This is a genomic window from Marinobacter shunpengi (assembly GCF_045449695.1).
Lineage (GTDB): Bacteria > Pseudomonadota > Gammaproteobacteria > Pseudomonadales > Oleiphilaceae > Marinobacter.
In genome coordinates, this window is sequence record NZ_JBJJKZ010000017.1 from 86,439 (window position 1) to 100,960 (window position 14,522).

Here is a 14,522-nt window from a genome sequence, read left to right on the forward strand (position 1 = left end):
GCCAGCCCTGTGACCTTCTCCCTGTCCCTGTGGGAGATCCTGGCCCTGGTGGCCATCGGCGGCGTGGCCGGCTTTATCAATGTGCTCTCCGCCGGTGGGTCGATGCTCACCCTGCCGCTGCTGATATTCCTGGGCCTGCCGGCACAGGTGGCCAACGGCACCAACCGGGTGGCCATCACCCTGCAGAGCATCACCGCCGTGGGCAGTTTCTTCCGGGCGGGGCACAGCAACCTGGCGGTGAGCATCCGCCTGGCTATCCCCGCCGTCGCCGGCTCCCTGCTGGGGGCCTGGACCGCCACCTGGATTCCCCAGGCCATCTTCGAGTCCATACTGATCGCCGCCATGATCGGTGCCTCGGCGTTCATGCTGTTGCCTCAGCCGAAGCTGGATACCCGCCCGCTGACCCCGGACCGGCTGGGTCCCATGGAATACCTTGCGCTGTTCCTGATCGGGCTCTATGGGGGGTTCATCCAGGTCGGGGTGGGTGCCCTGTTCATCGTGGTGCTCTACCGGATGCTGAAAATCGACCTGCCCCAGGTGAACGTCATCAAGGTGTTCATTATCCTGATCTACACCCTGCCGGCCCTGGCCATCTTCGCCGCCAAGGGACAGGTGCTCTGGATGACTGGTCTCGTGCTGGCGGCGGGCAATATGGCCGGGGCCATGATGGCGGTGCGGGTCAACATGGGCCCACAGGGCGCCCGCTGGATCAAGTGGCTGACCCTGGCCATGGTGGCGGCCATCCTGGTGCGGCTGATCCTGTACTGAGCGGGAATGCCGGCTGGCGGCGCGGCACCGGCACCGGTGCCGCGCACGGGGCAGGTTTAATCCCCGAGGGGGTTGAGTTCATTCACGAAGGTCAGCAGGTCGGCCATGGTGAACCGTCCCGGTTCCTTCGAGGGCAGGAAGGGCTTCCAGTCCTTGCCCTCCTGCCAGAGGTAGGATTGGTGGTCGCCGTGAACCAGCCCCACGAATACCTCGGAGATAATCGTCGCGCCCACCGGCCCCAGCCGTTCGCCGTTGTGGGTAACTTCCGCTTCCTTGAGGAGGTAGTACCACAGGGGTGTGGCCTCGTGCAGTCCTTGATCACGGGCCACCTGGCCATCCGGGCCGCTGGCGATCTGATCACCGGTGAGTGGTGTCAGGCCCATCTCGCGGGCCACATCCTGTCCGGAGGGCAGGCCCAGGCTGACGCCGCGCTTGAGGTTACGCTCTGCGAGGTTGCCTCCACCCCCGGGCAGTTCGTGTAGTTCCCTTGCCAGCAGGGCGTCAATTTTCTTCGACGCATTGAAGGCGATCCCGTCCGGACGATCCAGTTCATAGAAGCGTCGCCAGTCGATGATCCAGTTGCTGGGCAGGTGGGAGACCGGCACCGGCCCGGTGGGGGGATCCGGGGCCAGCAGCCCGGTGATGCCGCCGGAAAGGCCGGTAAAGTCGAACAGGAAATCGAACCCGGTATCCGGGAACACCCGGTTGTAGCTGTAGCGCTGCCGTACCATGCTATGGCCGATGCGGTAGGCGGCCACCGAGAACTCCACCGGCATATACGGCGTATGCTTGAACCGGTAATACTTGCGGCCTTCGTTCAGGATGTGATCCGTGGTGCCTTCACCGCACAGTCGTTCCATCCAGTCGTGGAGCACCAGCCACTGATAGTGATGGGTGACGGTTCGCCGGGCCCGGTCGAAGAGTTCGGCATCCGGTACGCCTTCGCTTGTCAGGTGGTCGCAGACAGCGTTGTGGAACTTGATGAACGCCAACTGGGTCTGGGCGACCACCAGGTTTTCGTCATTGCGGGGGTCGCCGATCAGGGCCATACCCTCGGGGCTGCGGGGCAGGTCGTTGTGGAATTCACCGGTAATGCCACCGAAGTCCACATTGATGTTGCGGCCGACCACCAGTTTCGGGCCGCGCTGCCTGGGGGCGTCCGGACTACGGGCATACAGGTGAGGCGAGCCGTCCGGGCCCAGGCCGTAGACGTTGTCCAGATCCAGGGCAGGCGTGCGGAAGTTCTCCAGGCCCAGGGGATCCCGCTTCTTGTCGGACAGTGAGCTCAGGTCCAGCGTAATATCGTGGTCCACGAACTGGCCGAAGTAAGTGTAGCCACCGGGTATGGTCGGGTTACTGCGGTCGTCGCCATCCGGTTCCGGATCCAGCATGGCTTCAGCCAGCGCCTTCAGCTTGTGGTCGGGCACATCGAGTGGGCTCAGGTTCGGAAACATGCGCCCGAACATGCCCGGGTCATCATGTCCCGACAGTCGGCCCAGTCCCTCCCGGGTAGGGTGACGTCCGCCCATTCCGTGGCCGGGGCAGAGGTTGGCCTTGCCGTGGTCCTGGGAGTCCGGGATCTGGTTGTCCTTGATGTTCATGACTCTCTCCATCTTGTCCTTGTCATTGGTCTCGGGAGCTTCAACTCCCTGCATTCACTACCAGGTGTGACCGGAAGCCTTGGCTTCCGGGACGGGAATCGAGCATCCTGCGTGCCATTTGGTCAAAAAACTGTAAACGCGCTGTAATATCAGTGGCCTGGCGTGCCCCGGCAGCTAGCGGAAGCGCCTGGGGCCGGCGTTTGCCGGGAGAAGCCCTGCCGGCTGTAAAACTTCTCGACTTTTTTGCGTTACTGGCCGCGTTAAAGTTTTGTGTTTTTATTGAATTTCATGAACATTCGGAGACGTTCTCGTCAATTTTGATCAGTTATGTATTCCTGACATTGACAGCGGTTTCGAAGGCCACGACGACGCTATTGCCACGTCATTCAGCGGGATTGGCGGGGATGCCGGTCTGGCTGGGGAGGGTAAGTGTTTCTTTGCCGGGCGGTTTCAGGCATATGGTGGAGCGCCCGCCAAAGAGACTGTCGTTTTTCGATGGATGTTGGCCGGCCTTACAGTTATGCGAGCCGGACAGTCTTGACGACGGCGAAAGCGGCAAAGTGGCGGTCCTGTTGGCACCGGGCCACGTCATGGAAGACGTGGCCCGCTGGCCACAGTGATCGACTGCCCCACCATGCCTGGCAGGTGCCTCTCGCGATCAGTTGGTGGTTTCTATCCGGTGGAAGTCCAGCACGTTCTCCCGGGGTGAGCTGTCGATACCGAACACCTCCGCGCGCTTTTTCGCCAGGATATAGCCAAAGCAACCGAAGTACAGGGCGATGACCAGTGCACCCACCCACTGGATACGCAGGAAGTCCAGCTGGAACAGCAGGGTCAGCCCCACCATGGCCACCAGGTTGCCGAAGAAATAGGGCAGTCGACCGAACCGTTTCACGGTCAGGTTCAGGTTGTCGGTGTACAGCCGGATCAGGGAATCCAGGGAATTGATCACCATCAGGATGCCTACGGTAATCATGGCCAGGTTGATGACCGTGGCAATGGACAGCTCCTGGGCGTGATAGTGATAGAGCACGGTGAACCAGGTGCCGATGGCGATGGATGGCACGAACAGCATCGCCAGGAACAGTTGCCAGGTGCGGATGCCACTGACAAACCGGGCGGTGAACTGGCCGATCATGATGCTCCAGGAGAACCACCAGAACAGGTAGAATTCGTGGTAGTCGTTAATCGGCAGGGCAAAGCGGTGGATGTTGCCAAAGTACTCGCCCAGCAGGCTGGCGGTGACGAAGAAGTCCCAGGGGCTGCCCTGGCCGCCCAGGAAGGCCTGGCCCCACATGACGGCGATCAGCGCGATAAACAGCCAGCTCGAGCCCAGGCTGAGGATACGCACGTACTTGATCTTGCTGCTGGAATACACCGCCAGGGCGATGGCCGCAAACACGATCAGGTAGAAGGTGGGCACCACCGTTTCGCCATCGCCCAGTTGCGGCAGGTACCAGGGCAGGTTCACCAGCAGCAGGTAGGCGGTGAAGGCGCAGGTACCGATGATCACCACGTTGTTGATGACCTTCACCAGGGGGATCTCGAAGAACTTCACCCGTGGTTCGATCATGCAGAAGTAGAAGCAGGTGAGGAAGTAGAAGCCCCAGATCAGGAACGCCCAGAACCCGAACTCAATGGCCAGGGGGTTGGCGAAGCCGTACTCCGGGTTGGTTCCCACGTCACCATAGCCGCCGAACTCGGTGAGGGGGAACATGATCAGCCCCACGTCCAGGCCGGAGGTGAACAGGATAGCGATAAAGGTGAAGGTACGCACCGGTGTGACGCCGATGCACTGCACGTCCCACCACTTGTAGATAATCAGCACAATGGCGACGAAGGTGAAGATCAGGCCTGTGGATAACCAGAGTGTCATACGCCTGCCCTCCGGTTGTACTGTCTCATCAGGGTCGATGTCATGGGTGTTGTCTCCTCTGTTGATTCGAGTTGTCTACCCAGGACTTGCCTATCCGGCGCCCGAAAACGACAAGGTCGTCGCGCTGATAGGGAAATCCTGAAAGCCGGGCGATGCCAGAGCGGGTGTGCTCCGGCATCGTCTGGTACTGGCGCTAGCGCCGTGCCTGCCCCGGGCGTTGGCGCGCCTGCCACTGATCGTCCGTGACCACGGGCGCATCCGAAGGTTGCAGGGGTTCTCTGCCCCGGATCAGGTCGGCGGCCCGTTCCGCCACCATGATGGTGGGGGCGTTCAGGTTGCCGTTGGGGATGGTGGGGAAGATGGACGAGTCCACCACCCGCAGCCGGTCAATGCCATGAACCCGCGTATTAGGGTCAACCACCGCCTGCCCGTCGGTGCCCATCTTGCAGGTGCACGATGGGTGATAGGCGCTTTCCACTGCCTGGCGAACGAAGGCGTCGATGTCCTCGTCGCTCTGGATATGTTCCCCGGGCTGGATCTCTGCGCCCCGGTACTCATCCATGGCCGGCTGGTTGATGATCTCCCGGGTCAGCTTCACGCAATCCCGGAAGCCTTCCCGGTCCGCCTCGTGTTGCAGGTAGTTGAAGCGGATGCGGGGCGCCTGTTTCGGATCGGCGGACTGGACGTGCACGAAGCCCCGGCTTTTCGGCTTGTTGTGACCGATGTGGAGCTGGAAGCCATCGCCGTCGAAGGCCTCCTTGCCGTCGTAGCGCATGGCCGCCGGCAGGAAGTGATACTGCAGGTCCGGCCATTCCACACCGGCCTTCGAGCGGATAAAGCCGCAGGACTCGAAGTGGTTGGTGGCACCCAGGCCATCCTTCTTCAGGATCCAGCGCACGCCGATCTTCAGCTTGTTCCACCAGTCCAGCTTGCCGTTGAGGGACACCGGCTGCTTGCAGCGGAACTGGAAGTAGAACTCCAGATGGTCCTGCAGGTTCTCGCCCACCCCGGGCAGTTCATGGTTCACCTCGATACCGGCCTGCTCCAGCACCTCGCGGTTGCCGATGCCCGAAAGTTGTAACAGGTGAGGTGAGCCAATGGACCCGGCGGACAGGATGACCTCTTCCCGGGCCCCCACGTCATGCACCTTGCCGCGTTGTTCATAGCGCACGCCGGTGGCGGTGTTGCCCTCCAGCAGTACCCGGTGCACCAGGGCATGGGTGACCACGGTCAGGTTGGGGCGGTCCATGGCCGGGCGCAGGTAGGCGTTGGCGGTGGACCAGCGACGACCGTTCTTGACGGTCATGTGCATGGCGCCGAAACCTTCCTGGCGGGCGCCGTTGTAGTCGTCGGTTTCCAGGTAACCCGCGTCGACACCGGCCCGGATAAACGCCCTGTACAGCGGGTTCTGCATGTTGTTGCCGTTGTTGACGCCTAGCGGGCCGGTATCGCCCCGGTAGTCGTCACCACCGAAGGCCCAGGTTTCGGCCTTCTTGAAGTAAGGCAGCACGTTGCGGTAGTGCCAGCCGTCGGCGCCTTCGGCGTCCCATTCATCGAAGTCCCGGGCGTGGCCGCGTACATAGACCATGCCGTTGATAGACGAGGAACCGCCCAGCACCTTGCCCCGGGGGCAATGCATGCGGCGGTTGTCCAGGTAGGGCTCCGGCTCGGTCTCGAACTGCCAGGCGTACTTTTGGGTGTTCATGGGAATGGACAGGGCCGTGGGCATCTGGATGAAGATGCTCTTGTCGCTGCCGCCGGTTTCCAGCAGCAGTACCTTGTGCTGGCCATCCTCGGTGAGGCGGTTGGCCAGCACGCAGCCGGCGGAACCCGCACCCACAATGATGTAGTCGAACTGGTTGTCGGTCATAACAATCCTCACTCTTCACGGAGTGGTGGCACACAGGCGTTCGTCCAGCGCAGGGCCGTGCCTGCGCCGTCGGGACCGGGCCTGTCGAAACGGTCGAGTTCAGAAAGGGGCGTCGATATCTTCCATGCCCACATACACCGCTTTCAGCTGGGTGTAGTGGGCCAGGGTTTCGCGCCCGTTCTCACGGCCAATGCCGGAGAGTTTGTAACCGCCAACCGGCATTTCCGCCGGTGACGCGCCAAAGCTGTTGATCCAGCAGATACCGGCCTGGATGCGGTGGATGACCCGGTGGGCCCGGCGGATGTTGTTGGTGAACACCCCGGCGGCCAGGCCGGTGTCGGTGCTGTTGGCCCGGCGGATGACTTCCTCTTCGTCGGAGAACGTCAGTACCGACATCACCGGCCCGAAGATTTCCTCCTTCACGATGGTCATGTCGTCGGTGCAGTCGGTGAAAATAGTGGGCTGCACGAAATAGCCCCCCCGGGAATCCTCGGGCTCGAACGCTTCACCGCCGTGGGCCAGGGTGGCGCCTTCTTCCCGGCCTTTGCCGATGTAGTGCAGCACCAGTTCCTGGTGTTTCCTGGAGATCAGCGCGCCGTAGTTGGTGGCCGGGTCCATGGGATCGCCGGGCACGATGTTGTTGCGGGTGCGCTCCAGTAGCCGGTCCATGAAGCGGGGGTAGATGTCCTGGTGCACGAACACCCGGGTGCCGTTGGTGCAGATCTCGCCCTGGGTGTAGAAGTTGCCCACCATGGCGGCAGAGACAGCGTTCTCCAGGTCGGCGTCGTCGAAGATGATCAGCGGCGACTTGCCCCCCAGCTCCATGGTGACGTCCTTGAGGGTAGTGGCCGCGGCGGCCATCACCTTCCTGCCCGTACCCACCTCGCCAGTGAAGGACACCTTGGCAATATCGGGGTGGTGGGTCAGCCACTGGCCTACCTCGGCGGCACCGTGGACCACGTTGAACACGCCAGCCGGTACTCCGGCTTCGGTGAAGATTTCCGCCAGTCGCATGGCGCCCATGGGGGTTTCTTCGGAAGGCTTGAAGATCATGGCGTTGCCGGTGGCCAGGGCGGGGGCCGATTTCCAGCAGGCGATCTGGATCGGGTAATTCCAGGCACCGATACCGGCACAGATGCCCAGGGGCTCGCGGCGGGTGTAGTAGAAATCGCCCCCCAGGTCCTGCTGGTTACCTTCCATGGAGGGCACGATGCCGGCGAAGAACTCAATGGCATCGGCACCGGTGGCCACGTCCACCGCTTCCGCCTCCTGACAGGGTTTGCCGGTGTCCAGTACTTCGGTGCGGGCCAGGTCGTCATTTCGCTCCCGCAGCAGGGCCACAGCCCGCAGCAGGATGCGGCTGCGTTCCACCGCGGGCATGGCGGACCAGTCGGCGAAACCCGAACGGGCGCTTTCGATGGCGGCCCGCTGGATGGATTCGTCCGCTACCTCGACCTCATAGATCACCTTGCCGGTGGCCGGATTCACCACCGGGAAGGTTTCCCCGCTGGTGTTGGGCAGGAAACGACCATGGACGTAGTTCTGGTAGACAGGAAGCTGGTTGGACATGGTGACCGATAACCTCAATTCAATGAATGCATCGCCCCGGCGCCGGCCAGGGTTTGTTCGATAAACTGTTTGATCAGCCGCTCGCCGGCCTCGAAGCTCTCCATCGGGTCGAGGCTGAGGGCACTTCGCAGCCAGAAACCGTCGATCATCGCGGCGGTCTGGCGGGCCGCCTCGGTGGCTTCCCGCGCTGGCAGAACCTGGGCAAAGGAAAAGCGCAGGTTGCTGTACAGCCGGGCATTGTTGATCTGCTGCAGGCGCTTGAGGCCAGGCTCGTGCATGGACCGGGCCCAGAAGCTGAGCCAGGTCTTGGCGGCCAGGGCCGAGCGCTGGAACTCCGAGAAATTGGCCTCGACAATGCACGCCAGGCGTTGCTCCGGAGAGCCGTCGGTTCTGGCCATGCGCTCCCGCAGTTCCTGGCCCAACTGCTCCAGCAGGTGACGCAGGGCCGCCTCGATCAGACCCTGCTTGCCGCCGAAGTAGTGGCTGATGATCCCCGACGACATGCCTGCCCGTTTGCTGATGCTGACGATGGTGGTGTTCTGCATCCCCAGCTCGGCAATGGAGGCCATGGTGGCCTCGATAAGTTGCTGTTTCCTTGTGTCTTTCACGCCAACAATCGGCATCGTATTCCTCGGTAATCTTTTTTAATTGAACGTTCAATTAACGAAAGGCTACCGAAAGGATGACGGTCTTGCAAGGTTTGTGGGCAAAAAGTGATCAGTCAGGCCGGGAAGGGGCCAAGGCTCAGAGGCGGGACCCGGCGACGCCCATCGAGGGGGCTGGCGGTCGGGTGAAGGTAAAGATCTCGTAGGTTTCCTGATCGAACATGGCGATGTGGCTGATGTGCTCCACCGGTATCACCACCCGGAAGTGTTCCAGGTCCAGGCGTCCGGTGTGATCCCCTTTCATACCCATGAACCGGTAGTAAGCCTCGTAGTCCTGGGTATCCACCAGTTGCAGGTCGGACTCCCGGCGATAGCCGCTTTTCATGGGCAGCAGTGCGAAAGTGCGCACGCCGCCGGTCTCAGGGGTGAAATCCACCACCTTGCCGGCGTACCACTTGCGGGACTTGAGGGTGACCGAAACCGACATGTTGAACACGGTGGCATCCAGCAGCAGCTTCTCCAGATGGTGGCCACTGCACTCGGATGCCAGCCTGGACACCCGGAATACCTTGTTGCGGGCCCGGATATGGCTGTAGAAGGCGAACAGCACCGCACCGACCAATGCGAAAACGGCGACGGAAAGCTGGTGGGAGGTGACTTCTTCCAGACCAAAATTCAGCCAGGCCTGCTGCACCTGCGAGAGGGGATAGCCGGCCAGATCGAACAGATGTGTGGGCAGGTTCAGGGTATCCAGCAGGATGGTGACAAGAAAACCGAAGACCACGCACCAGAAGCCCAGCAGGCCAATGCGGAAATAATAGTCCCAACCGGTGGAGCGGCCCTGGCGGAACCGGGTGGGCAGGTGGTAGTTGGCGACAATAAAGCCGCAGACCAGGATAAAGAAGATGTAGAGAAACCCCACGGCGCCGCTACTCCGCTACGGCTTTGGGGGACTCCTCCATTGGTTCGCCAAGGTCATCGGCGTTCTCGGCATACAGTGAGCGGCAGAAGCTTTCGCTGTTCAGGTCGACGCTGACAGCACCGTTGTCATCAATACGGAAATGGTCCCCATGCTCCTCCACGGCCTTGCGAAGGCGCGCCTGGTAGGCCGATTCCTCATTGTTGGAAAACAGTCTGAATACCTTCATGTTCCACTGATCTCCCGGCAGTTCGTCCGTGACCCGGTATGGGCTGACTGAAACAGGTTGATACCTGCACTCTATAACACAACTGGTGATTTTTCGACCGGACACGATGCGAAAGGTTCACAGCCCCCGCATCCACTCAGGGCGCAGGCGGGCGCGTTCCGGTGTGTTGATGGCAGTGCGTACCTGCTCCAGCATTCGTTCCTTGTCCCGGCCCAGGGTGCCCTTGAGCACCAGGTAGTTGGAGGCGTGGTCGCTGCGGAATACCGTCTGCTCCAGCTCCAGGTTGTCCAGCAGCTTTTTCGCCTCCAGGAACAGCTCGTGCTGGTCCAGGGGCTCGAAATCCGGGAACTGTTCCCGGTAGCGGTCCATGCCCTGGGGGAAGCTGACCACCAGAGTGGACAGGAATTCCGGCTGGGTGTCGTTCATCAGGCGGGCCGAATTGAGGGCGTGCTGGTCGCTCAGACTCTTGCCGCCCAGTCCGTTGAGGATCATGACCGAGCGCTTGATGCCAGCCTCGCCGATCTTCAGCAGGGCGTCCTTGGTGGACTCGTAGGACTCGCCCTTGTTTACCCGACGGAGCACCTCGTCGTCACCGGATTCGGCACCGATATAGAGCATGTGCAGCCCGGCATCGTGCAATTCCTTCAGTTCCGCCACCGACTTGCGCTTCAGGTTCCGGGGCAGGCAGTAGGAGGTAACCCTGTGAACATCCGGCAGATGTTCGCGGATCGCCTCAAGGATCTTCAGCAGGCGATGAGTAGGCAGGATCATTGCATCACCATCGGCAAGGAATACCCGCTGGACGATCATGCGTTCGCCGCACTTGCGGATTTCCTCCAGTACTTCCTCTTCCGGGCGGGCCCGGAATTTCTTCTGGGGGTCGGTATACATCTCGCAGAAGGTGCACTTGTTCCAGGAACAGCCGTTGGTCACCGGCAGGATCAGCGAGTTGGCTTCACTGGGTGGGCGGAAGACCGGCTCAACGTATTGGATGGGGAACGAATGCATTGTGGGGCGACTCCGAGCGAGTGTATCGAAACGGTCACACAGGTTAGCGAATATGGAGGCAACAGTGAATCCGTGGGCCGGCTTCAGGTCACCTGACACCTAACAGCTTGTTAACTCAAGCGTATTGAATTCTGCTGTTAGCTGCCCAATGTATAGGGTGCAGTAAACCTCTTCGGGAGCCGGACGCCATGGCGGCATGCTCCGGATCAAATGCTTTATAGATACGCTCTATTGGTCAATTAAAGCCAATCAATTTGAGGAATCAAGGTAGACCGTTTACCTTACGCACCTCAATCAACTTGAAGGAGAGTAACTCAATGACGACTCTGGTAAACACCGAGATCAAACCGTTCAACGCCACCGCGTTCAAGCAGGGCGAGTTCGTTGAAATTTCCGACGCCGACGTGAAGGGCAAGTGGGCCGTTTTCTTCTTCTACCCGGCTGACTTCACCTTCGTCTGCCCGACCGAGCTGGGCGACGTTGCCGACAAGTACGACGAGCTGCAGAAGCTGGGCGTTGAGGTGTTCTCTGTGTCCACCGACACCCACTTCACCCACAAGGCGTGGCACGACAGCTCCGAGACCATCGGCAAGATCCAGTACTACATGGTAGGCGACCAGACCGGCACCATCACCAACAACTTCGGTGTGATGCGTGAAGGTCAGGGTCTGGCCGACCGCGCTACCTTCCTGGTGGATCCGGATGGCGTTATCCAGGCCATGGAAATCACTGCCGAAGGCATCGGCCGTGACGCCGACGACCTGCTGCGCAAGGTCAAGGCTGCCCAGTACGTTCGCAACCACCCGGGCGAAGTATGCCCGGCCAAGTGGAAGGAAGGCGAAGAGACCCTGTCTCCGTCCCTGGACCTGGTTGGCAAGATCTAAGCAGCCAGTCTGCTGGTTGGGGACCTGTTCAGGCAGGCCCCATGTTTTCCGCAAACCCCGGCCTGGCCGGGGTTTGTTGTATCTGGCGGTCCGTTCTTCCGGGTTTGACGTCATCTATAGCAATCTCCTATTGATCGCTTAAGGTCAATTAATTTGAGCATTCGAGGCCCGGGCCTTATTGTTATCACCATCTTATTCCTTGGAACGCGATTTTCAGTTCAGTCATTCTGTTTTTGAAGGGGAAACACTCTATGTTGGATGCCAATCTCAAGGACCAGCTTAAGGCCTATCTGGAAAACGTCAGGGAGCCTATCGAGCTGGTGGCCGCCTATGACGACAGCAAGAAATCCCAGGAGCTGAGGGAGCTGCTGGAAGAAATCGAGCCGTTGTCCGACAGGATCGCCTTGCGCACCGAGGACGACCCGGATGTTCGCCGTCCGTCGTTCGCCATCAATCGGGTCAACTCCGATATCGGCGTGCGCTTTGCCGGTATTCCCATGGGGCACGAGTTCACCTCCCTGGTGCTGGCCCTGCTGCAGGTGGGTGGCCATCCGTCCAAGGCATCCCAGGACGTAATCGAGCAGATCCAGTCACTGGACGGTGACTTCGAGTTCGAGACCTTTTTCTCCCTGTCCTGCCAGAATTGTCCGGACGTGGTGCAGGCCCTGAACCTGCTGAGTATCATCAACCCGAAGATCCGTCACACGTCCATCGACGGTGCGCTGTTCCAGGACGAAGTGGAGCGGAAGGAAATCATGGCCGTACCGGCGGTGTTCCTGAACGGAGAACCCTGGGGCCAGGGCCGCATGACACTGGAAGAGATCGTGGCCAAGCTGGACAGCAATGCCGGTGCCAAAGAGGCCGAGAAGATCAACCAGAAGGACCCGTTCGAGGTGCTGGTGATCGGTGGTGGCCCGGCCGGTTCCTCTGCCGCCATCTACGCCGCCCGTAAGGGGATCCGCACCGGTATCGCCGCCGAGCGCTTTGGTGGCCAGGTAGCGGACACCATGGGCATCGAGAACCTGATTTCCGTGCCCTACACCGAAGGCCCCAAGCTGGTGGCGGCCATGGAACAGCACGTCAAGGAATACGACGTGGATATCATGAACATGCAGCGGGCCGAGAAGCTGATCCCGGCCTCACAGACTGGTGGCTATCACGAGATTCGCCTGGAGAACGGCGCCTCCCTGAAGGCCCGCAGCCTGGTGCTGTCCACCGGTGCCCGCTGGCGTCAACTGGGTGTTCCCGGCGAGGAGGAGTACCGCAACAAGGGCGTGGCCTACTGCCCCCACTGTGACGGTCCGCTGTTCAAGGGCAAGCGCGTGGCGGTCATCGGCGGCGGTAACTCCGGTGTCGAGGCGGCTATCGACCTGGCCGGCATTGTCGGCCACGTGACCCTGTTGGAATTCGCCGATGACATGAAGGCGGACGACGTGCTGCAGAAGAAGCTTCGCAGCCTGAAGAACGTGGAGATCCTGACGTCCGCCCAGACCACCGAGGTTACCGGCGAGGGTGGCAAGGTCAACGGCCTGACCTACAAGGACCGGAACACCGGCGAGAACCACCACGTGGCCCTGGAAGGTGTCTTCGTGCAGATCGGCCTGGTGCCGAACACCGAGTGGCTCAAGGGCGACATCGAACTGAGTCGCCATGGCGAGATCATTGTCGATGAGCGTGGCGAAACGTCCATTCCGGGCGTGTTCGCGGCGGGTGATGCCACCACCGTGCCCTACAAGCAGATCGTCATCTCCATGGGTGAGGGGTCCAAGGCGGCACTGAGCGCCTTCGATTTCCTGATCCGCAACGAGGTGCCGGAAGGCGAAGAAGAAGCCGCGGCCTGATACGACGGCTCCTGATGAGAGAACCCCGCGCCCGAAAGGGTGGCGGGGTTTTTTATGGTGAACCGGATCAGCGGGAACCGATGTTACCGTCCCGGTCGGAGATGACGATTTCCACCCGGCGATTTTCCTGGCGCCCGGTGGCGGTCTGGTTGGAGGCCTTGGGGTACTGCTCGCCCAGTCCTTCCACCTCGACCCGATCGGCGGCGATACCATCCGCCAGCAGCTCATCGCGGACTGACTCCGCACGCCGCAGCGACAGGGCCTGGTTGTAGTCGGTCTCACCAATGCTGTCGGTATACCCTTCAACGCGGACGCGGTAGTTGCCGAACTCCTGCATGAAGTCGGACAGCTTCTGCACCGTCTGCTCGCCAGCGGGCTTGAGTTCCGCTTCGTCGATATCGAACAGCACATCCCCCAGGGTCATCACCATGCCTCGCTCGGTGTGTTCGGCATGCAAGCGATCCATCTGTTCCCGCAGCATCCGTGCTTCCATTTCCGCTATCTGGGCCCGTCGTTCGCCGATGCGGATACGCAGGTCATCCCGCTGTCGCTGTGCTTCCGCCAGTTTCTCTTCCAGTCCGGCCCGCAGGGCGTTCTCCCGGGCAATGTCGATATGGCGGCTGGCCAGGTACACCTGGTGGTCGATGGCCCCGGTGTCGGCGCCTTCACGGAACAGTTCCTCGGCCTGGTCCAGGGCCTGGTCCGCATCCCTCAGGTGTGACAGGCCATTGCGGGCGACCTGTTCGTTGTCCACGGCGCTGTCGTAGGCGGCCCGCGCCTCCACCAGCCCCGGATGTGGCTCCGGCGTGCCGGCGCAGGCGGATAATAGAAGCCCCGCCAACGTTATCATCGAGCCTGCGGTAAGACATCGCTTGTTCATGTTGTCTCCCTGTGAGTCTGAACGGTACACATGGCGGCGGGTTACTGCTGGTTTTCCAGGTTGCGGCGCAGCGAATCGATGCTGGCCTGCAGGTCGCCCAGGGCGTTTCTCACCTGTTGGGTATCGGCACGGGCTTCCGCGAGCTGGGCGTCCAGCGCCGCCTGTTCCAGCAAGTGGCGGGCTTCTGTATTGCGCTGTTCTTCTATCAGTGTTCCAGCGGCCTCCAGTTTGTCCCGGGCTTCGGTCATCAAGGCGGGTTCCACATCCCGGGCACCGGCACTGTCAGCGGACTCAATGGCGCTATGAGCCGCTTCCATTTCCTGTTCCGGTTTGGGGCCGGGGTCCGTGGCGCAACCGGCGAGGAGGGCACCGAAAAGCAGAAGGGAAATAACACGGGAACACATGCACGGTCTCCTTGTGTTGGGGGTTGCCGGCAATAGTGGCGGCGCGGGCATCCAAACGCTGCCAGACT

At 61.2% G+C, this 14,522-nt stretch carries 14 protein-coding genes; 4 read left to right on the top strand and 10 right to left on the bottom strand.

Going from position 1 to position 14,522, the window contains the following annotated elements:
* Window positions 1-9: 9 nt before the first annotated feature.
* Window positions 10-768: a sulfite exporter TauE/SafE family protein gene (locus tag ACJO2E_RS15630; RefSeq protein WP_406965038.1), complete on the top strand. Its 759-nt coding sequence runs from the start codon at window positions 10-12 to the stop codon at window positions 766-768.
* Window positions 769-824: 56 nt separating this feature from the next.
* Here the strand turns inward: ACJO2E_RS15630 and ACJO2E_RS15635 are convergent, their stop codons facing one another.
* Window positions 825-2,369, bottom strand: coding sequence for a peroxidase family protein (locus ACJO2E_RS15635; protein ID WP_406965040.1), 1,545 nt, complete (start codon window positions 2,367-2,369; stop codon window positions 825-827).
* A gap of 200 nt (window positions 2,370-2,569) precedes the next feature.
* Between ACJO2E_RS15635 and ACJO2E_RS15640 the strand changes: the two genes are divergently transcribed.
* Window positions 2,570-2,989, top strand: a complete 420-nt coding sequence (locus ACJO2E_RS15640) for a hypothetical protein (protein WP_406965042.1) — start codon at window positions 2,570-2,572, stop codon at window positions 2,987-2,989.
* 38 nt (window positions 2,990-3,027) lie between these two features.
* Here the strand turns inward: ACJO2E_RS15640 and ACJO2E_RS15645 are convergent, their stop codons facing one another.
* The 7 genes from ACJO2E_RS15645 to ACJO2E_RS15675 form a co-directional block, all read right to left on the bottom strand.
* The gene (locus tag ACJO2E_RS15645; RefSeq protein ID WP_406965043.1) at window positions 3,028-4,245 is read right to left on the bottom strand and encodes a BCCT family transporter; all 1,218 of its coding nucleotides are present in this window, start codon (window positions 4,243-4,245) and stop codon (window positions 3,028-3,030) included.
* Between the two features lie 193 nt (window positions 4,246-4,438).
* Complete coding sequence (gene betA, locus ACJO2E_RS15650; protein ID WP_406965045.1) at window positions 4,439-6,115, bottom strand: choline dehydrogenase; 1,677 nt, start codon at window positions 6,113-6,115, stop codon at window positions 4,439-4,441.
* A gap of 99 nt (window positions 6,116-6,214) precedes the next feature.
* A complete protein-coding gene (gene betB / locus ACJO2E_RS15655) occupies window positions 6,215-7,684 on the bottom strand; it encodes a betaine-aldehyde dehydrogenase (protein ID WP_406965046.1) in 1,470 nt (489 codons plus the stop codon).
* Window positions 7,685-7,698: 14 nt separating this feature from the next.
* Window positions 7,699-8,307 carry a transcriptional regulator BetI gene (gene betI, locus ACJO2E_RS15660; protein ID WP_406965047.1) on the bottom strand — a complete coding sequence of 203 codons (609 nt, stop codon included), beginning with the start codon at window positions 8,305-8,307 and terminating at the stop codon, window positions 7,699-7,701.
* 121 nt (window positions 8,308-8,428) lie between these two features.
* The gene (locus tag ACJO2E_RS15665) at window positions 8,429-9,211 is read right to left on the bottom strand and encodes a hypothetical protein (protein ID WP_406965048.1); all 783 of its coding nucleotides are present in this window, start codon (window positions 9,209-9,211) and stop codon (window positions 8,429-8,431) included.
* 7 nt (window positions 9,212-9,218) lie between these two features.
* Window positions 9,219-9,437, bottom strand: a complete 219-nt coding sequence (locus tag ACJO2E_RS15670; RefSeq protein WP_406965050.1) for a hypothetical protein — start codon at window positions 9,435-9,437, stop codon at window positions 9,219-9,221.
* A 117-nt stretch (window positions 9,438-9,554) separates the two neighbouring features.
* The gene (locus ACJO2E_RS15675; protein ID WP_406965052.1) at window positions 9,555-10,445 is read right to left on the bottom strand and encodes a radical SAM protein; all 891 of its coding nucleotides are present in this window, start codon (window positions 10,443-10,445) and stop codon (window positions 9,555-9,557) included.
* A gap of 317 nt (window positions 10,446-10,762) precedes the next feature.
* On the opposite strand from ACJO2E_RS15675, the gene ahpC reads away from it, so the two are divergent.
* Entirely contained in the window at window positions 10,763-11,329 is a 567-nt protein-coding gene (gene ahpC / locus ACJO2E_RS15680) for an alkyl hydroperoxide reductase subunit C (RefSeq protein ID WP_406965053.1), read from the top strand.
* Window positions 11,330-11,580: 251 nt separating this feature from the next.
* Window positions 11,581-13,170, top strand: a complete 1,590-nt coding sequence (gene ahpF / locus ACJO2E_RS15685) for an alkyl hydroperoxide reductase subunit F (protein ID WP_406965054.1) — start codon at window positions 11,581-11,583, stop codon at window positions 13,168-13,170.
* 67 nt (window positions 13,171-13,237) lie between these two features.
* Here ahpF and ACJO2E_RS15690 read toward each other — a convergent pair whose 3' ends face one another.
* Window positions 13,238-14,050: an OmpA family protein gene (locus ACJO2E_RS15690; protein ID WP_406965056.1), complete on the bottom strand. Its 813-nt coding sequence runs from the start codon at window positions 14,048-14,050 to the stop codon at window positions 13,238-13,240.
* Between the two features lie 41 nt (window positions 14,051-14,091).
* Window positions 14,092-14,454 (bottom strand): DUF4398 domain-containing protein, encoded by a 363-nt coding sequence (locus ACJO2E_RS15695; protein WP_406965057.1) that lies wholly within the window; start codon window positions 14,452-14,454, stop codon window positions 14,092-14,094.
* Window positions 14,455-14,522: the final 68 nt, after the last annotated feature.